The 17,122-nt window shown below is 73.2% G+C and carries 17 protein-coding genes; 10 read left to right on the forward strand and 7 right to left on the reverse strand.

The features are described from left to right. Positions 1-75: 75 nt before the first annotated feature. Positions 76-774, forward strand: coding sequence for a hypothetical protein (locus tag K4S16_RS40990; protein ID WP_149264498.1), 699 nt, complete (start codon positions 76-78; stop codon positions 772-774). A gap of 136 nt (positions 775-910) precedes the next feature. On the opposite strand, the gene K4S16_RS40995 is transcribed toward K4S16_RS40990, so the two are convergent. From K4S16_RS40995 to K4S16_RS41005, 3 genes are read right to left on the reverse strand one after another with little or no spacing between them, the layout of a single operon-like run. Beyond that, positions 911-1,705, reverse strand: coding sequence for an IclR family transcriptional regulator (locus tag K4S16_RS40995; protein ID WP_149264499.1), 795 nt, complete (start codon positions 1,703-1,705; stop codon positions 911-913). Positions 1,706-1,761: 56 nt separating this feature from the next. Next, on the reverse strand, positions 1,762-3,405 hold the full coding sequence (locus K4S16_RS41000; RefSeq protein WP_149264500.1) for a thiamine pyrophosphate-binding protein: 1,644 nt from the start codon (positions 3,403-3,405) through the stop codon (positions 1,762-1,764). A 42-nt stretch (positions 3,406-3,447) separates the two neighbouring features. Further along, entirely contained in the window at positions 3,448-4,200 is a 753-nt protein-coding gene (locus K4S16_RS41005) for an SDR family NAD(P)-dependent oxidoreductase (protein WP_149264501.1), read from the reverse strand. A 102-nt stretch (positions 4,201-4,302) separates the two neighbouring features. On the opposite strand from K4S16_RS41005, the gene K4S16_RS41010 reads away from it, so the two are divergent. From K4S16_RS41010 to K4S16_RS41020, 3 genes are read left to right on the forward strand one after another with little or no spacing between them, the layout of a single operon-like run. Further along, the gene (locus K4S16_RS41010) at positions 4,303-5,340 is read left to right on the forward strand and encodes an ABC transporter permease (RefSeq protein ID WP_149264502.1); all 1,038 of its coding nucleotides are present in this window, start codon (positions 4,303-4,305) and stop codon (positions 5,338-5,340) included. Next, the gene (locus K4S16_RS41015) at positions 5,337-6,410 is read left to right on the forward strand and encodes a sugar ABC transporter substrate-binding protein (protein ID WP_149264503.1); all 1,074 of its coding nucleotides are present in this window, start codon (positions 5,337-5,339) and stop codon (positions 6,408-6,410) included. The genes K4S16_RS41010 and K4S16_RS41015 overlap by 4 nt, the downstream gene beginning before the upstream one ends. 33 nt (positions 6,411-6,443) lie before the next feature. Continuing rightward, the gene (locus K4S16_RS41020) at positions 6,444-7,937 is read left to right on the forward strand and encodes a sugar ABC transporter ATP-binding protein (RefSeq protein ID WP_149264504.1); all 1,494 of its coding nucleotides are present in this window, start codon (positions 6,444-6,446) and stop codon (positions 7,935-7,937) included. Here K4S16_RS41020 and K4S16_RS41025 read toward each other — a convergent pair. The 3 genes from K4S16_RS41025 to K4S16_RS41035 all read right to left on the reverse strand — a co-directional run bounded on the left by K4S16_RS41025 (position 7,934) and on the right by K4S16_RS41035 (position 10,688). Continuing rightward, positions 7,934-8,872 carry a TIGR03621 family F420-dependent LLM class oxidoreductase gene (locus K4S16_RS41025; RefSeq protein WP_160161214.1) on the reverse strand — a complete coding sequence of 313 codons (939 nt, stop codon included), beginning with the start codon at positions 8,870-8,872 and terminating at the stop codon, positions 7,934-7,936. The genes K4S16_RS41020 and K4S16_RS41025 overlap by 4 nt on opposite strands. A gap of 186 nt (positions 8,873-9,058) precedes the next feature. Then, positions 9,059-9,565 carry a GNAT family N-acetyltransferase gene (locus K4S16_RS41030; RefSeq protein WP_149264506.1) on the reverse strand — a complete coding sequence of 169 codons (507 nt, stop codon included), beginning with the start codon at positions 9,563-9,565 and terminating at the stop codon, positions 9,059-9,061. A 58-nt stretch (positions 9,566-9,623) separates the two neighbouring features. Further along, positions 9,624-10,688 (reverse strand): phosphotransferase family protein, encoded by a 1,065-nt coding sequence (locus K4S16_RS41035; protein WP_308801001.1) that lies wholly within the window; start codon positions 10,686-10,688, stop codon positions 9,624-9,626. Between the two features lie 106 nt (positions 10,689-10,794). Here K4S16_RS41035 and K4S16_RS41040 point away from each other — a divergent pair, with 106 nt between their 5' ends. The 6 genes from K4S16_RS41040 to K4S16_RS41065 all read left to right on the forward strand — a co-directional run bounded on the left by K4S16_RS41040 (position 10,795) and on the right by K4S16_RS41065 (position 16,303). Next, positions 10,795-12,087, forward strand: a complete 1,293-nt coding sequence (locus K4S16_RS41040) for an acyl-CoA dehydrogenase family protein (protein WP_149264508.1) — start codon at positions 10,795-10,797, stop codon at positions 12,085-12,087. After that, complete coding sequence (locus K4S16_RS41045; protein ID WP_235037397.1) at positions 12,080-12,712, forward strand: TetR/AcrR family transcriptional regulator; 633 nt, start codon at positions 12,080-12,082, stop codon at positions 12,710-12,712. The genes K4S16_RS41040 and K4S16_RS41045 overlap by 8 nt, the downstream gene beginning before the upstream one ends. A 77-nt stretch (positions 12,713-12,789) precedes the next feature. Further along, positions 12,790-13,152: a VOC family protein gene (locus K4S16_RS41050; RefSeq protein WP_149264510.1), complete on the forward strand. Its 363-nt coding sequence runs from the start codon at positions 12,790-12,792 to the stop codon at positions 13,150-13,152. A 74-nt stretch (positions 13,153-13,226) separates the two neighbouring features. Beyond that, on the forward strand, positions 13,227-13,508 hold the full coding sequence (locus K4S16_RS41055) for a hypothetical protein (protein WP_149264511.1): 282 nt from the start codon (positions 13,227-13,229) through the stop codon (positions 13,506-13,508). A 216-nt stretch (positions 13,509-13,724) separates the two neighbouring features. Continuing rightward, positions 13,725-15,164, forward strand: coding sequence for a hypothetical protein (locus tag K4S16_RS41060; RefSeq protein WP_149264512.1), 1,440 nt, complete (start codon positions 13,725-13,727; stop codon positions 15,162-15,164). Beyond that, positions 15,161-16,303: a hypothetical protein gene (locus K4S16_RS41065; protein ID WP_149264513.1), complete on the forward strand. Its 1,143-nt coding sequence runs from the start codon at positions 15,161-15,163 to the stop codon at positions 16,301-16,303. Before K4S16_RS41060 ends, K4S16_RS41065 begins: the two co-directional genes overlap by 4 nt. On the opposite strand, the gene K4S16_RS41070 is transcribed toward K4S16_RS41065, so the two are convergent. Next, positions 16,296-17,108 carry a PIG-L family deacetylase gene (locus tag K4S16_RS41070; RefSeq protein ID WP_200842412.1) on the reverse strand — a complete coding sequence of 271 codons (813 nt, stop codon included), beginning with the start codon at positions 17,106-17,108 and terminating at the stop codon, positions 16,296-16,298. The genes K4S16_RS41065 and K4S16_RS41070 overlap by 8 nt on opposite strands. Between the last annotated feature and the right edge of the window lie 14 nt (positions 17,109-17,122).

A 17,122-nucleotide genomic window follows, 5' to 3' on the forward strand; every position in this document is an offset into this window, starting at 1 on the left:
CCCGGAGACAGGCGCGTGACCTGCGCGCCTTCCCCGTGCCGAGCGGCAGCCCTGTACCCCGAACGAAGGATCTCCATGCAGCAGCGAGCGATCAACGTCATCCTGACCGGCGTCACCGGCACCGCCCTCGCGGGCATGATGGTGGCCGGTGTCGCCGCCGCGAGCGATGACTCCGCTCCCAAGAAGCAGTTCCTGCCGGAGCAGGCCGTGGCCGCGCAGGAGCAGCAGTCCCCCAAGAGCCTCGGTGACAAGGCCGGGCTCACCGAGCTCACCCTGCCGAAGGCCCCGAAGGTCGAGGCCAAGGCCGACTCCAAGACCGAGGTGAAGGCCGACTCCAAGGCCGCCCCCAAGGCCGCCAAGCCCGCGAAGAAGGGCCCGAAGGCCCTGCTCAGCGGCAAGACGACCGCGTCCTACTTCTGGGACGACGGCTCGGGCGTGAACGGCGACACCGGCGCCCCCGCCGGCGGCAAGCCGATGCAGAAGGGCCTGTTCGCCAGCCCGAGCTGGCCCATGCACACCAAGGTCAAGGTGTCCTACAAGGGCCGCAGCATCACCGGCTTCGTCGGCGACCGCGGGCCGGGCGAGCCGTCGCACCGCGGCGTCATGCTCGACCTCGACACCTACACCTTCCGGTACCTGCTGGACGGCAAGAAGCCCGCCAGCAAGTACAACGCCGGTACCGGCGAGGGCCACCTGAAGGGCGTCAAGTGGGAGGTCCTGTCCTGGGGCAAGGGCCCCGGGAAGAAGGGCATGCCCCAGCCTTTCGGCTCATGATCTGAGGCGGCGGACCATTCGTGAAATGGCTCACAGGGTGAATGTGAGCCCGCTCACGGTGGGATCGCAAGGCCTCTTCCAGACCCGGCGCAGGGCTGCCGGTGCATGGAAGCGGGGATTCCCCGGTATCGAGAGATCACCGGGGAATCCCCATTTCCAGCGTGCCCGCGTTCTCACGCGCCAGTTCGCGCGACAGCGCCAGCGCCGCGGTCCGCACGGCCGGGGCGAGCCGGTCGAGGTCCAGCCGGCACACGTTGCCGGTGATGGAGATCGCGGCGATCACCTGCCGGCGGTGGTCGAGGACGGGCGCCGCCACGGCGGAGACGCCTGCCTCCGACTCCTCCCGGTTGACGGCGTAGCCGCGGTCGGCGGTGCGGGCCAGCTCCCGTTGCAGGAGCCCCGGCATCACGATCGTGTGCGGGGTGTAGTGGACGAGCCCGCCCGCGAGCACCCGCTCCAGCCGCTCCGGCGGCCCGAGCGCGAGGAACAGCTTCCCCGTCGCCGTGCAGTACGCGGGCAGCCGCCCGCCCACCCGGGACACGATCGGCATCGACCGGCGCCCGGTGACCTTCTCCAGGAAGAGCGTGTCCGTCCCGTCCAGTACGGCCAGGTGGATGTTCTCGTGGGTCGCCTCGTACAGGTCCTCGAGGTAGGGGAGCGCGGCCTCGCGGAGGCCGCGCGGGCGGGGCGCCCGCTGCCCGAGGACGAACAGCCGCATGCTGAGCCGGTAGCCGGACGGGGTGCGCTCGACGCCGCCCCACCGCACCAGTTCGCTCAGCAGCCGGTGCGCCGTCGGCTTCGGCAGACCGGTGCGGGCGGCGAGCTCGGTCAGGTTCAGCTCGGTGTCGGCGGAGCCGAAGGCGTCCAGCAGGCTGAGCCCGCGCGCCAGCACCGACCGCGGCGGCTCCGCGCCCGTGGCCCGCACGTCCATCCCCCGATGGTGTCCGCGATCGGAGCCGGCGGCAAGGGCGGGGAAGCGGGCGGCGATCACCGGTCGGCCCCGTGCCCCGTGACGGGCGCCACGATCAGCAGCGGCGCCGCCAGGTCCCCGGCCGAGGCGACCGCGTCCCGCAGCTCGCCGGCCGAGCCCGCCCGCACCGCGTCGATCCCGAACAGCCGCGCGGCGCTCGCCCAGTCGAGCGCGGGCGGGGCGAGGTCCATGCCGACGTAGCGGCCGTGCCTTGCCGAGGCGCCCCCGCCCTCGTCGAGGGTGTCCTTGAGGGTGCGGTACTCGCCGTTGTCCATCACCACGAACGCCACGGGCACCTCGTACCGGGCGGCGCTCCAGAGCCCCTGCAGGCCGAACATGGCGCACCCGTCGCCGAGCACCGCGACCACGGGACGGTCCGGGTCCGCCATCCGGGTGCCGACCGCCGCGCCGATGCCCCAGCCGAGCCCGCCGCCGACCGTGTGCACGTAGGAGCCGGGAAGGTCCTGGCGCAGCACCGCGCGCAGCTTCAGCCCGACGGTGATCGCCTCCTCGACCACCACCGCCCGGTCGGGCAGCCCGGACGCGACGGCGTGGGCGGCGGCGCTCGGATCCATCGGGGACGGGCCGTACGCCGCGCGAGCGGCCTCCTCCGCCTTCTCCCTGGCCCGGGCGTGATCGGCGCCGAGCCGCTCGGCGCGCTCCCGCGCGGACGGGACGAGCCCGTCGAGGCGGTCGGCGAGCGCCCGCAGAGTCCCCGCGAGGTCGCCCGTCAGGCCGTGCCGGACGGCGAAGTTCCGGCCGATCTCCGCGGGGTCCTCGTCCACCTGCACGATGGCGAGCCCGTCGGGGACGGCGGGGCCGGGGGAGTAGTGGTGCGGCATGAACGCGTGGCACCCGGCGATCAGGGCCGCGTCGTACCCGGCGAGCGCCTCGCGGATGACCGCGTTGCGGGGCGCCATCATCCCGGCGTAGAGCGGATGCCCGGTGGGGAAGTCGATGGCGTCGTTCATGGGCTGGTGGAGGACGGCCGCGCCGAGCCGCTCGGCCACCGCGACCAGCTCGGCGACCGCGCCCGCCCGTCCGACCCCGTCGCCGGCGACGACCACCGGTCGTTCGGCGCGGGCGAGCAGCGCCGCCGCGTCGCCCGCCTCGGCCGCGCCCGGGCCCGTCACGGGGGAGCGGGCCGGCACCGCGACGTCGGCGTCCTCCTCCAGCAGGTCCATGGGGACCGACACGAGCACCGGCCCCGCCGGGGGCCGGGCCGCGAGGGCGAAGGCGCGCCGCAGGACGATCGGCAGGTCGCGCGCGTGCTGCACCTCCACCGCGTGCTTCGTCGCGGCCGACGCGAGCCCGACCAGGTCGCCCGACAGCATCGGGTCCTGGACGAGGTGCCGCCGGTCCTGCTGGCCCGCCACGATCACCATCGGGGTCCGGGACCGCAGCGCGTTCAGCATCCCGATCAGCCCGTTCGCGACGCCCGCGGCGACGTGCAGGCTGACCATCGACGTGCGGCGGGACGCCCGCGCGTGGCCGTCGGCCATCGCCACCACGGACCCCTCTTGCAGGCCCAGCACGTACCGCAGGTCGGGGGCCTCGACCAGCGCGTCCATCAGGGGGAGCTCGGTCGTGCCGGGGTTGCCGAAGATCCGCGTCACGCCTTCGTCGCGGGCGATCTCCAGCAGCGCCTCGATCGGCCTCATACGGTGCCTTTCCGTTGCTCGGCGGGTCCGCCGCCCGGCGGCTCAGTGCTTGGCGGACCCGCCGTCCACGTTGATCGTCTGGCCGGTGAGGAAGCCGCTCCCCTCGTCGCACACGTACAGCAGCGTCGACAGCAGGTCGCGCGGCTCCTCGACGGCCCGCACGACCTGCATGTCGCGGACGCGCTCGAACCCGCCGTCCGCGCCCGTCGTCCGCGCCGCCGTCCCGGTCCGGGTGAGGCCGGGCGCGATCGCGTTCACCGTGATCCCGTGGTGGCCGACCGCGCTCGCAAGGGCCCGGGTGAAGCCGACGAGCCCGGCCTTGGACGTGGTGTAGGCGACGAGGTCCGGCGGCCCGAGGAACACCACGGCGGAGGCGATGTTGACGATCCGCCCCCAGCCGGCCGCCTTCAGGTGGGGCAGCGCGGCCCGCGACACCAGGAACGGCCCGTCGAGGTTGACCCGCATGATCCGCCGCCAGTCCTCCAGCGTCGTCTCCTCGAACTCCAGCGGCGGGTAGATCCCGGCGTTGTTCACGACGATGTGCAGGCTTCCGAAGCGGGCGGCGGTCTCCTCCACGGCGGCCTCGACCTCGTCCGGATCGGTCACGTCCGCCCGCACGGGGTGGAAGCGGTCGCCGATCGCCTCGGCGGTCCCCGACAGGTCGGCGAGGTCGAGGCCCGCGACCCGGTGCCCGCGCGCGGCCAGGGCGATCGCGAACTCCCGCCCGAGCCCGCCCGCCGCGCCGGTCACGAGCGCGGTCCGCTGTGGTCCGTCGCCGGACGGCGTCTCGCTCATGGACGGCAGCGTGCGCCACCCCCGGCCCCCGGGCAAGGCACCGTTTTCACTGGTTGAAACGGCTTCCTTGTGGTGGCGTGGCGCGGGTCACATGCTCGCCGCATGTCCGTACGAAAGCCCGCGGCCGGGCCGGCCTCGGAGAACAAGGACGCGCCACCGGCGCGGCGCCCCCGCCTCCGGCGGCCGATCCCCGACGAGGCCGGCGTCGTCGGCGTGCTCATCCTGCTGGTGCTGGGCGTCGGCCTGCTCCAGCCGGACTTCCTGCGCACCGGCAACCTGCTGACGACCGCGCACAACTCCGTCTACGTCGGGCTGATGGCCTGCGGGATGGTGTTCGCGCTGGCGATGCGGGAGGTCGACCTGTCGGTCGGCGGCATGTACGCGATGGGCGTCGTCGTCGGCGCCCTGCTCATCCGGGACGGCTGGAACCCGTGGGCGGCGGCCCTGGCGGTGCTCGCGCTGTCGGCGTCCATCGGCGCCCTGAACGGCGCCGTGACCACGTATCTGCGGCTGCCCTCGTTCATCGTCACGCTCGCCACGTCGATGCTGCTGCGCGGCGTGGGGCTGGCGCTGGCCGAGGGCAAGCAGATCACGGACCTGCCGCAGGACCACGCGTTCTTCACCATGCTCGGCGGCGGCGAGTCGCTCGGCGTCCCGAACGCGGTGTGGGTCTTCGTGCTCGCCGTCGCGGTGCTGACCGTCGTGTTCACCCGGACGCGGTTCGGTGCGCGGGTGCGGGCCATCGGCTCCAACCCGGAGGCGGCCGAGTTCGGCGGGCTGCCCGTCACCCGGACCCGCGTCGCCGCGCTGGCCCTGTCGGGGCTCATGGCGGGCGTCGCGGCCGTCCTCGCCCTGGCGTTCTTCATCGCCGGGGACCCCACCATCGGCCAGGGCTACGAGCTCACGGCCATCGCCGCGGCCATCATCGGCGGCACCCCGCTGAAGGGCGGAACCGGCTCCGTCCTCGGCGCCGCGGCGGGCACCCTCATCCTCGGCGCCGTCACCGCGGCGCTGGTGTTCTTCGAGGTCCCCATCAACTGGACGACCTTCGCGACCGGCGGCGTGATCCTCGTCGCCGTCGGCGCCGCGCCGCTGCTGCGCCGCGTCCGTGACCTGCGCTCACCTGGGAGGAACCCATGACCCCGCGTCCCCGCGGGCCCGTCGCGGCGGCCCTCGCCCTCGTGCTCGGCGCCGCCCTCTCCACCGCGTCCTGCGGTGACGGCGGCGGCTCCGGCAAGGGCGAGCGGCTCCGGATGGGCATCGCCGTCGCCAACTACAGCCTCAACTTCGCCCGGGAGATGTACGAGGGCGCGACGGAGGCGTCCAGGCAGGCCGGGAACATCGACTTCAAGGTCGTCGGCCCGCCCAACACCGACGGGCCCGCCGAGCAGCAGCTGTTCCAGAACCTCACCGTCACCCACCCGGACGGGATCGTCCTGGAGAACCTCGACCCGCCGATCTTCACCCGCCCCGCCGCGCAGGCCGTGGACAAGGGCGTCCCGATCGTCGCGCTCGACACCGCGCCGACCGACGGCAGCAAGATCGGCTTCTACGTCGGCAACGACAACTACGAGCTCGGCGGGCTGCTCGCCGAGGCGACGGTGAAGAAGCTCGGCGAGGATGCCAAGGGCACCGTGGTCGTCGGCGTGCCGAACCCGGGGACGCCCGTCCTCGACAGCCGGGCCAAGGGCATCAAGGACACGTTCGCGAAGCTGGCGCCCGGCATCCGCGTCCTCGGCCCGTTCCAGACCTACAGCGACCCGGCCCAGAACTACGGCGCCTGGCAGTCGCAGGTGAACGCGAACCCCGCCGCGCTGGCGTTCCTCGGCGTGGGCGACGCCGACAGCTACAACCTCGGCCGCCTCAAGGAGCAGAAGAAGGGCAAGTACCTCACCGCCGGCTTCGACGTGGACCCGAAGACCCTGGAGTACATCAAGAAGGGCACCAACTTCGCGGGCGTCGACCCCGAGCACTACCTCAAGGGGTACGTGGCGACCGCGACGCTCATCACGTCGGTGCGGGAGAAGGACGGCAAGCTCCCGGACGGCTGGTTCAAGACGCCCGGGCTCGTCATGGACTCGTCCAACATCGACGAGATCATCAAACGGCAGCAGTCGGTCCAGAACGCCTACCAGTGGTACAAGCCGCAGCTGGACAAGCTGCTGGCGAACCCCGGCGCCGGCATGCGCCCGCTGAAGGAGGCCCGCTGATGCGGCGGAGCCGCGGCGCCGGGAGGTCCTGAGATGCTGGTCGCCTCCGGCCTGGTCAAGCACTACGGCGGGGTCACCGCCCTCGACGGCGTCGGCATCACCTTGGACGCGGGGGAGGTGCACGCGCTCGTCGGCGAGAACGGTGCGGGCAAGTCCACCCTCGTGAAGATCATCTCCGGGGTGGTGCGGCCCGGGGGCGGCACCGTCGAGCTGGACGGCGTCCCCGTCCGGTTCGCCGACGCGCGGCAGGCCGCGGCGCAGGGCGTCGCGATCGTGTCGCAGGAGCTGATGACCTACGACGACCTGACCGTGCTGGAGAACCTCTTCCCCTACGGGGCGCCGCGGCGCGGGGGCCTGGTCAGCACGCGGGAGATGCGGCGCTTGGCCGAGCCCGTCCTGGCCGAGCTGGGCCTGGACCCGCCGCCGCACGCGAAGGTCGGCGAGCTGCCCCTCGCCGACCGGCAACTCCTGGAGATCTGCCGGGCGCTCCTGCAGCACCCCCGTGTCCTGATCCTGGACGAGCCGACCTCGGCGCTGCCCCGCGACGCCGCCGCGCGGCTCGCCGCCGTCACCCGGCGGCTGGCCGAGCGGGGCCTCGCCGTCCTGTACATCTCGCACTTCCTGGAGGAGGTCATGCGGGTCGCGGACCGGGTCACCGTCCTGCGGGACGGCCGGGTCGTGCTGCCGGGCGAGCCCGCGGCCGGCGTCGGCCTGGACTCCCTGGTCACCGCGATGCTCGGGCAGCCCGCCCGGCACGCGGCCGCCGCGACCGCCGCCCCGCGCCGCCCCGGCGGGGCGGCGGTCGCCCTCACCGGCGTGACCGTACCGGGTCGGCTGCGCGACGTCTCCCTCACCGTGCGGGGCGGCGAGATCGTCGGCCTGGCAGGGCTGCAGGGCTCCGGCCACCTCGCCGTGCTGGACGCCGTGTGCGGGCGGGCCCGGCCGTCGTCGGGCACGGTCCGGCTGCCGGACGGGCGCTCGCCCCGCTCCGCCCGGCACGCCGTCACCGCGGGCGTCGCCTACATCTCCGGCGACCGCAAGGGCCGGGGGCTGATGCTCGACAAGACACTGTGGGAGAACATCACGTCAGTGAGCTGGCTCGGGCAGGGGCGCGGCGGGATCATGCCCCGCCGGTCCCGCCTCGTCGAGCGCTCCCGCGGCCGCATGGAGCGGCTGCGGGTGCGCGGCGACGTCCACGACCGGGCGGGGAACCTGTCCGGCGGCAACCAGCAGAAGGCCGTCCTCGCCAAATGGCTGGACGCCGACCCGGCCGTCCTCGCGCTGGACGACCCGACGCGCGGCGTGGACGTCGGCGCCCGCACCGAGCTGCACGACATCGTCCGCGACCTCGCCGACGACGGGAAGGTGGTGCTGATCGCGTCCAGCGACCTCGCCGAACTGGTCGAGCTGTGCCACCGCGTCGTCGTCCTCCAGCACGGCCGCATCGTCGACACCCTGGAGGGCGGCCGGCTGACCGAACCGGAGCTGAGCCTCGCCATGAACGCCGGCTTCGCCGCCCCCGCCTAGGAGGCCAGGAGCGGGATGACGGGGGCGAACGCCTCCATGACGGTGTCCGAGACCTGGTAGTAGGTGAAGCCGAAGCGGTCGCGGCGGGCCAGCATCTGCTCGGCGACGTGCTCGGGCGGGCCCACGAACTGGGACGGCATGCCGAGGACCAGTTCGGCCGACGACGTGCCCCAGCCGCGCGTGACCGCGACCTTCGCGGCGGCGCGGCGGGGGTCGGGGCCGAACGCGGGCGTCACCATCATGCTCAGCTCGACGTCCCGCTCTCCCGCCGCCTCGCGGACCCAGTCGACCTTGCGGGCGATGGTGTCCGGGAGGCGCTCGGAGACCTCGTCGGAGATCGTCCCCTCGGGCAGGGCGCGTGGGAGGATCCCGACCGTGTCGGCGTACCGGCCGGCGATGCCGAGCATGCGCCGGCTGCCCGCGCCCACGACGAGGGGCGGGCGGCGCTCCGGGCGCGGGAACACCGTCAGGCCGTCGACCGCGTAGTGCTCCCCGGCGAACGTGGTCTTCTCGCCGCTCAGCAGGCCGCGCAGGATCCGCAGCGACTCCTCCAGCCGCCCGACCCGCGTCCCGGCCCGGTCGAACGGCATCCCGGCGGCCTCGTACTCCTCGCGCAGCCAGCCCGCGCCGACGCCCAACTCGAAACGCCCGCCCGACAGGTGGTCGAGGGTGGCGGCCTCCTTGGCGAGCATCACCGGATGCCGGAAGTCGTTGGAGAGCACCATCGTGCCCAGCCGCAGCGTGGTCGTCGCGGACGCTGCGGAGGCCAGCGCCACCATGGGCGCGAGCTGCTCGCCGAACGGCTCGGCGACGAAGTGGTCCCGCAACGTCAGGACGTCGTAACCCAGCTCTTCGGCGCGGCGGGACGTCTCGGCCAGTTCCGCGCCCGAGCGGATCGACTCGCCCACCACGCCGAAGCGGAAGTTCCTGTGCATGTCCCAAGCCTTGCCCGTGGCAGTGGCGCCTGGCTGGCGGGAATGCGACATGAGGTTCCGACCGGCGGAACGAGGCGAGCGGCTCGGTCGCCGTCCGTGCGGCGTAAGGGCGTCACCGACTGCCCCGTTCGCACCGGTCACTTCCAGGCTGCGACGGGCCGCGCGGTTTTGCAAGCAGGGGCGCGCCTACCCGCCGACACGCTGGGACAGGACCCGCCCCGGCCAGTCGCCCACGGCGAACGCGGCGTCCGTCTCGAACCCGTTGCTCCGGTAGTAATCCACCAGCCGCCCGTCGTCGCCGCCGTAGCAGTCGACGCGCAGCAGGCCGACGCCCTTCGCCCCGGCCTCGTCCCTCGCCTTGGCGATCAGCGCGCCGCCCACCCCGTGCCCGGCGAACGCGCGGTCGGTGACCAGGAGGGTGATGTACAGCTCCGGCTCCTCGACCGGGTCGACGTAGTGCGGGGGCCCGGACGCGACCGCCATGACGCCGGCGGGCCGCCCGCCGACCTCGGCCACCCAGATCTCGTCGTCGCGGGCGATGCCGGTGATCCGCTCGACGCGGCGCGGATCCTCCGACCACGGCTCGCTGCCCCACTGCCCCGTGCGGCCGTTGGCGGCGAGCCACGCCACCGCCCCGTCCAGCATCGCCAACATCACCGGCGCGTCGCCGGGCCCGCCCTTACGGATCTCCATCGCACCTCCTCGTGCGAGGGAGATCCTGGCAGTTCCCGATCACCGGCGCGAGGGGGCCTCAGGAGCCGATGAAGCCGCGGGCCCGGGCGAAGAGGCCGAGCGTGATCGAGTGGAGCAGGTCGCCGGTCTCCTTGGGGGCCTTGCCCGCGAACGCGCGGGCGTGCGTGCCCTCCAGGACGATGCCGAGCTTGAAGCAGGCCAGCACCGCGTACCAGGTGATGGACGACAGGTCGCGCCCCTCGACGGCGTCAGCCCGCTCGGCGTAGACCTCGACCAGCTCCTCGGCGGTCGGCAGGCCGCCGGCCGCGCCGAGGGGGCCGGCCAGGGCGGCGCTCTGGTCGGCACGGTCCGGCCAGGTGGCCAGCAGCCAGCCGAGGTCCAGCAGCGGGTCGCCGATCGTGCACATCTCCCAGTCGACGATCGCGGCGACCTCCGGGCCGTCGAAGGAGTACATGAGGTTGGCCAGGTGGTAGTCGCCGTGCATGATCCCGGGGCGCCACGCCTTGGGGCGGTGCTGCTCCAGCCACCGGGCGACGTCGTCCAGGCCGGGGATGTCCGGTCCGGGGTAGCCGTCCAGCGCGCCGTAGGAGTCGAGTTCGGACATCCAGCGGCCCACCTGCCGCTCCAGGAAGCCCTCGGGCTTGCCGAAGTCGCCGAGGCCGACCGCCTCGTGGTCGACCGCGCCCAGCGCCGCCAGCGCCCGCGCCGCGTTCAGGCCCATCTCGCGCCGGACGGACGCGTCCCGGGCGTGGAGCTCGGGCAGCGTGACCGAGGCGTTGAAGCCGTTGACGGGCGTCATCAGGTAGAAGACCGCGCCGCCCATGACGGTCTCGTCAGGGCAGGCCGCGATGAGGCGCGGCGCGGGGACGTCGGTCCCGTCGAGCGCCCCCAGCACACGGGCCTCCCGCCGCAGGACCTCGTTCGTCTTCGCGCGCAGGTGGCCCGGCCCCCGCCTGAGCACGTAGTCGCGGCCGCCGCGCCGGAACCGGACCAGCGTGTTCTGGGTGCCCCCCGTCAGCCGCTCGACGTCCTCGAACGGGCCGCCCGGCAGGCCGCGGCCTTCCATCCACCCGGCCAGGACGTCGAAGTCCACGAGGGCGCGGTCGATCTGCTCAGGCTGCACGGCGGTCCCTTTCCGACGCTTGATGTACCGGAGAGTAACAGTCATGCACTTGCATTACTTACTGAGGTACGCCGATTATCGGGGGACACGACCGAGGAGGCTCGCCATGGCTTGGGACTTCGAGACCGACCCCGCCTACCAGGAACTTCTCGACTGGGCGGACGCCTTCGTCCGGGACGAGGTCGAGCCCCTCGACCTGGTGCTCGGCGACCCCTACGACAAGGCCGACCCCCGCTACAAGCGGCTCGTGCGGCCCCTCCAGGACCAGGTGCGCGAGAAGGGCCTGTGGGCGTGCCACCTGGGCCCCGAACTGGGCGGCCAGGGGTACGGGCAGGTGCGGCTCGCGCTGCTGAACGAGATCCTCGGCCGCTCCCGCTGGGCGCCGTCGGTGTTCGGCTGCCAGGCGCCCGACTCCGGCAACGCCGAGATCATCGCCCACTTCGGCACGCCCGAGCAGAAGGAGCGCTACCTGCGCCCCCTCCTGGACGGCGAGATCTCCTCCTCGTACTCGATGACCGAGCCGCACGGGGGAGCCGACCCGACCCTGTTCACCACACGCGCCGTCCGCGACGGGGACGGCTGGGTCATCGACGGCGAGAAGTGGTTCTCCTCCAACGCCCGCCACGCGACCTTCCTGATCGTGATGGCCGTGACGAACCCCGACGTGTCCGCCTACGAGGGCATGTCGATGTTCATCGTGCCCGCCGACGCGCCCGGCCTGGTCACCGTGCGGAACGTGGGCGTCGGCGGCGAGCGCGAGGGCTCCCACGGCTACCTGCGCTACGAGAACGTCCGGGTGCCGGCCGAGAACCTCCTCGGCGACGAGGGCGGCGCGTTCGCCATCGCCCAGACCCGCCTCGGCGGCGGCCGCATCCACCACGCGATGCGGACGATCGCGCAGGTCCGCAAGGCGTTCGACATGATGTGCGAGCGCGCCGTCTCCCGGCAGACCCGGTTCGGGCCGCTCGCCAAGATGCAGATGACCCAGGAGAAGATCGCCGACAGCTGGATCGAGATCGAGCAGTTCCGGCTGCTCGTGCTGCGCACCGCCTGGCTGATCGACAAGCACCGCGACTACAGGAGGGTCCGCAAGGACATCGCCGCCGTGAAGGCCGCGATGCCGAAGGTGTACCACGACGTCGTCCAGCGCGCGATGCACCTGCACGGCGCGCTCGGCGTGTCGAACGACATGCCGTTCGCCGCCATGATGATGGGGGCGGAGGCGATGGGCATCGCCGACGGCCCCACCGAGGTCCACAAGATCACCGTGGCCCGGCAGCTGCTGCGCGACGTCGAGCCCGTGGAGGGCCTGTGGCCGTCCGGCCACCTGCCCACCCGGCGGGCGGCGGCCCGCGAGCGCTTCGCCGAGGCCCTGGAGCATGCGATCGGCAATGAGTGACACACGGGAACGACTGCTGGACGCCGCCGAGACCCTCTACGCCGCCCGCGGCGTGGACGCCGTCAGCCTCCGCGAGATCCTCCAGGAGGCCGGCGCCCGCAACGCCACGGCCGTCCAGTACCACTTCGGGGACCGCGCCGGGATCCTGCGTGCGATCTTCGCCCGGCACGCCCCCGAGGTCGAGGCCCGCCGGCACGCCCTGCTCGACGCCTACGAGGACGGCGAGCAGGGCGTCCGCCCCCTGGCGGCGGCCCTCGTCCGCCCCATGGCGGCCCGCCTCGGCGACGCGTCGGGCCGCGCCTACCTGCAGATCTGGGCGGACGTGCTGAACCGCCCTGACCCGCTCGTCCCCGTCGCGGTCCTGGACGATCCCCGCGACAGCCTCTGCCGCTGGCGGACCCTGGTGGAACCCCTCCTGGAGGAGGACGCGGCCCGGCTGCACCGCCGCTTCACCGCCATCCTGTACGCCGCGATCGAGCTGGCCCGCCGCGCCCGCTCCGGCCCCCGCACCGACGACCGCCTGTTCACCAGCTACCTGGTCGACGTCGTCGCCGCGATCCTCGGCGCGCCGGTCTCTCCGGAGACGCGCCGCCTCGCCGCCGAACGCGACGCCGCCCGCCGCTGACCGCCGAGGTCACATTCGTCCAAGACGGCCGGATCCGCTCCCCGCAGACTGGGCATCCCAGAAAAAGGGAGGACGACATGACCAGCGAGATACGCCGCACCTTCTACCCGCTCATCCGGGCGGCCGATCCGGCGAAGGCGCTCGATTGGCTGGAGAAGGCGTTCGGCTTCGAACCCATCGACGTCCACAAGGACGACAAGGGCGCCATCGTCCACGCCGAGATGCGCTACGACACCGGCCTCATCATGTTCGGGCCCGCCGGCACCGCCAAGGCGGCCGTCTACGTCGCGATCGACGACCCCGACGCCCACCACGACCGCGCCAAGGCGGCGGGGGCGGAGATCTTCCGCGAGCTCACCGACCAGGACTACGGCTCCCGCGACTACGCGGCCCGCGACCCCGACGGCAACGAGTGGTACTTCGGCACCTACCGCCCCTGACCCGGACCCGCGGCCGGACGGCACGCCCTCCGGCCGACGGATCCTCCGCACCGGACCACTGGGATGATGCGTCGATGGCCTTCCTGCTGATCGACCATCTGGTCAGCGTCCACGAGCCGGCCGGTCCCGAAGAGGCCGGCGGGCTCTTCGACGAGATCGTCCGGGAGATCCTGCCTACCGGCCGCTCCGGTCAGGCGTTGTGGATCCGTCCGCGAGGCGAGGACGAGCGCGGCGACGGCCCGCCGCGCGGTGCTCGAGTACCTCACCACCGGCCGGCGCCCCCGCACCGGCATCGCCTGGACCCCGCCGCCCCAGCCCGCGCCCGCCACCGAGGACGGCGCTTCACGCCCTCGTGATCATCGCGACGGCGGACCCGCCCGCGGTCCGTCACCGGAGGCGGACCGCCCTTCGCGGCTGGAATATTAATCGGGGGCTTCGCGAAGAATGCGGTGTTACGGTGCGGGGGCCGGCCGCGGGACTTCGGTGCGACTTCCGGAACTTGCCTCTTAAGCGATGCTTCGCTGCTCGCGCCCCCATTCCCCGGCCGGCGCCTTCGACCGACCGGGGGAGTGATGGGCGAGACGTTCGCCGACCTCGTCGCGTGCGAGGACGTGCTGATGTTCGTGAACGCGGCGATCACCTCCACAGGGCAGCGGGAGTTCCACCACGGTTCCGGGGAGCAGCGGCTCAGCCTGGAGTTCCTGCACGAGTACATGCTGGAGAACTACCGCGACATGTACGCGGCGGTGCTCGCGCTGGACGTCAACGACCACAACGCGGCGATCATCGTCCGCAACCTGCTGGCACGCGCGGGCGACGTGGGGGTCGAGCGGCGGCGGGAGGAGGGGCGGCTGATCGCGCGGCGGCTGGAGCGGCTGCCTCCGCAGCGGGTGTACCGGCTGTTCCGCGACCTGCGGCGGCTCGGTGTGAACAACCGGCGGACGCGCGCCATCATCCGCGAGTGGATGGCCGGGCGCCGCGACCCGGCGTTCGACTCCGTGAAGTACCGGACGGCGGTGAAGGACGCGGTGCGCCACGCGCATCTGCGGCTGCAGGGCGAGCAGCCGGTGTTCCTGTTCGCGCCGTCCGGAGTCAAGGCGTTCCGGACGCCCCTCTACGAGCAGTGGCGGCGGGCGCACTACGAGCAGGCCGCGATCTACGAGCTGCCGTACACGGTCGCGGAGGGGTTCGCCGCCAAGCACGGGATCCCGCGCGACGTCTTCCTGGAGCGGATCCAGCACAAGCTGACGCGGCTGGAGCGGCTGCGCCTCCAGGAGAGCGCGCGGGAGGCGAAGGTCGAGGCCGTGCGGGCCGACCTGGGGGAGATGCCGCTGACGAGGCTCGCGTCGTACGTGCTGGCCCTGCCCCTGGACGAGAGGGCCCGGCGCCGGGCCGAGCTGTCGCAGGCCCTGCGCACCGCCGCGCGGCGCGTCGCGGGGGCCGCCCGCGGCTCGTGGGGACGGGTCACGGCCGTGCTGGACGACAGCTACTCCTCGCTCGGCTCGGGGGAGAAGCGCAGGCGGCCGCTGGCGGTCGCGCTCGCCGCGCACTACCTGCTGGAGATGCTCGCCAAGGAGTACACGCCGCTGTGGACGTCGGGACGCACCGACGAGCTCCTGGCGTACCCGTCCGGTCCGACGCCGCTCGGCCACCGGATCATCGACGCGCTGGAGACCGGGCCCGAGCGGCTCCTCATCGTCTCCGACGGCTGGGACAACGCGCCGCCGGGGCTGGCCGCGGACGTCCTGCGCGTCTGGCGCACGCGCCTCGACCCCGGCCACCGGCGCGCCCCCGGCCAGCGGGTCATGATCGTGCACCTGAACCCGGTGTACGACGCCGACGACTTCGACGTGCGGCGGCTGGCGCCGGGCGTGCCGACCGCGGGCGTCCGGGACGCCGAGGACCTGCCGACGCTGGTCGAGCTGGCCCGGTTCGCCGAGGGGCGGGTCGGCCTGCCGAAGCTGCGCGCGCACCTCGCCGACCGGACCGCCCGCTTCCTGGAGCCCGCATGACGTTCGCGCTGGACGGGCTGGAGACGAGGCCCGCGCAGGTGTGGGGCTCGATACGGCTCGTCCCCCTCGTCCGGGACGAGCCCGTCCCCCACCTGCGGCTGCACCGGAAGGCGTTCGAGGAGCCGGTGGCGGTGGTGGACGTCGGCGACGCCGCCTACGTCTCGTTCGTCCCCCACGCCTTCGTCGCGACCTGGAGCGACGGCGACCAGACGCAGGCGGCCTCGTACGGGACGCGCCTCCTGGAGCGCGACACCCGGGCCGCCCCGCCGCGCATGCCCGTGCGGTTCACGCGGCGGATGGCCAGGAAGGCGGGCAAGGACCGGCTCCGCTTCCTGCCGCTGCACCTGGCCGTCGAGGGCTACCTGGCGCTGCACTTCGGCGGCCCGGAGATCGCCTGGGAGGAGTGGTCGCGCAGGACGGTCGCGCACGGCCTGTCGCCGCGCTGCGAGGAGACCTTCCTCGGACGGAGGGTCCGCGGCCTGGAGGACGCGCTGCGCATCTTCGAGATCCATCCAGGGCAGTGCGGCGTTCTGGTGTACGTCGCCGACGCCCTCGCGAGCGCGTTCGTCGTGCCGCACCCGGACGACTACCGGGCGCTGCACCCGACGCTGGTCGAGGACCTCTTCGGTGAACTGGTCTACATGTACGGCCTGCTGGGCGCTCCCGCCGGGGACCTGTCCGCGCCGATCGACGCCGCGGGGATCAGGACGCTGGGCGACCTGCGCGTCGCGGCGCAGATCCGCGAGGCGGAGTGGGCGGCCTTCCACGACGAGGTCATGGCCGGCGGGCTCTTCGACGCGGACGGCTCGCGGCAGGCGGTGCAGTCGATGCACGGGTTCGAGCTGACGCGGTTCCTGCCCTCGTTCGCGCTGGGCAGGGAGAACCACATCGGCGAGGTCATCACCGGCGGGGACGGCCGCGTCGCCTACCTCAAGACGTTCCGGCTCTCGGAGGCGCAGGTCAGGCGCGGGTACCTGCTCAAGCGGCTGGCCGAGCACGACTGGCGGCTGGGCGCCGCCGCGGCCGCGCTCGGCGCCGACAGGGCGGGCCTCGCGCTGCGCCTCGAACGGGCCGGGTTCGGCTACCTGCTGCGGCAGGACGTCCTCGACCACTTCAGGGCGCAGCGCCGCGCTACCTGAGACCCGCGAACAGGTCGTCCTCCTGGGCGGGAGCCTTGATCCGGTTGTAGTGGCGGATGAACGACTCCGACGAGAACGCCGCCTTCTGCATCTCCTCCGGCATCTTCAGCAGGAAGATGTTCTCGCCCTGGCTGGCGTGCGCCAGCAGCGCGTCGCGCTTGGCCTCGAAGTGGGCGGAGACGTCCAGGGTGCTGGTGATCAGCTCGTCGGGGGTGCCGAAGTCCTCGGGCGGTTCGAAGCCGAGGTCGACGCCCGCGGCCTGGACGGCCTCGAACATCTGCTTGATGCCCGACCGCGGAATGGCCGTGTAGTAGAGCTTGTCGGGAATGCCGGTCTGTTCGGCGGCGGCGAGGGCGATCCGGTGGGCCTGGATGTGGTCGGGGTGCCCGTAGCCGCCGTTCTCGTCGTAGGTGACGACCACCTGCGGCCGGTAGCGCTCCATCAGCGCGGCGAGCCGCCCGGCGGACTGCTCCAGCGGGATGTTCGCGAACGCCGCCGGGTCGCTGTTGGTGGACCAGCCGTCCATTCCGGAGTCGCGGTAGCCCAGCAGCTCCAGGTGGCCGATGTCGAGCAGGGAGGCCGACTCGCGGAGCTCGGCGAGGCGGCGCCGGGCCACCTCCTCGGCGTCGTGGCCGGGCTCGCCCGGCTTCACGCCGCCGGAGTCGTCACCCTGCTCGCCGTTGGTGCAGGTGACCAAAACCGTGCGGATGCCCTCGGCGGCACTGCGGGCCAGCAGGCCGCCTGTGCCCAGCACCTCGTCGTCGGGGTGGGCGTGGACGGCCATGAGCGTCAGTTCTCGGGTCAATGGGGACTCCTCAG

Source organism: Actinomadura sp. K4S16, from assembly GCF_008327685.1.
Taxonomy (GTDB): Bacteria; Actinomycetota; Actinomycetes; order Streptosporangiales; family Streptosporangiaceae; genus Spirillospora.

Coding starts and splice junctions, on each gene's coding strand:
- K4S16_RS40990 (WP_149264498.1), top strand. CDS start 76: ATGCAGCAGCGAGCGATCAACGTCATCCTGACCGGCGTCACCGGCACC.
- K4S16_RS40995 (WP_149264499.1), bottom strand. CDS start 1,705: ATGGACGTGCGGGCCACGGGCGCGGAGCCGCCGCGGTCGGTGCTGGCG.
- K4S16_RS41000 (WP_149264500.1), bottom strand. CDS start 3,405: ATGAGGCCGATCGAGGCGCTGCTGGAGATCGCCCGCGACGAAGGCGTG.
- K4S16_RS41005 (WP_149264501.1), bottom strand. CDS start 4,200: ATGAGCGAGACGCCGTCCGGCGACGGACCACAGCGGACCGCGCTCGTG.
- K4S16_RS41010 (WP_149264502.1), top strand. CDS start 4,303: ATGTCCGTACGAAAGCCCGCGGCCGGGCCGGCCTCGGAGAACAAGGAC.
- K4S16_RS41015 (WP_149264503.1), top strand. CDS start 5,337: ATGACCCCGCGTCCCCGCGGGCCCGTCGCGGCGGCCCTCGCCCTCGTG.
- K4S16_RS41020 (WP_149264504.1), top strand. CDS start 6,444: ATGCTGGTCGCCTCCGGCCTGGTCAAGCACTACGGCGGGGTCACCGCC.
- K4S16_RS41025 (WP_160161214.1), bottom strand. CDS start 8,872: ATGCACAGGAACTTCCGCTTCGGCGTGGTGGGCGAGTCGATCCGCTCG.
- K4S16_RS41030 (WP_149264506.1), bottom strand. CDS start 9,565: ATGGAGATCCGTAAGGGCGGGCCCGGCGACGCGCCGGTGATGTTGGCG.
- K4S16_RS41040 (WP_149264508.1), top strand. CDS start 10,795: ATGGCTTGGGACTTCGAGACCGACCCCGCCTACCAGGAACTTCTCGAC.
- K4S16_RS41045 (WP_235037397.1), top strand. CDS start 12,080: ATGAGTGACACACGGGAACGACTGCTGGACGCCGCCGAGACCCTCTAC.
- K4S16_RS41050 (WP_149264510.1), top strand. CDS start 12,790: ATGACCAGCGAGATACGCCGCACCTTCTACCCGCTCATCCGGGCGGCC.
- K4S16_RS41055 (WP_149264511.1), top strand. CDS start 13,227: ATGGCCTTCCTGCTGATCGACCATCTGGTCAGCGTCCACGAGCCGGCC.
- K4S16_RS41060 (WP_149264512.1), top strand. CDS start 13,725: ATGGGCGAGACGTTCGCCGACCTCGTCGCGTGCGAGGACGTGCTGATG.
- K4S16_RS41065 (WP_149264513.1), top strand. CDS start 15,161: ATGACGTTCGCGCTGGACGGGCTGGAGACGAGGCCCGCGCAGGTGTGG.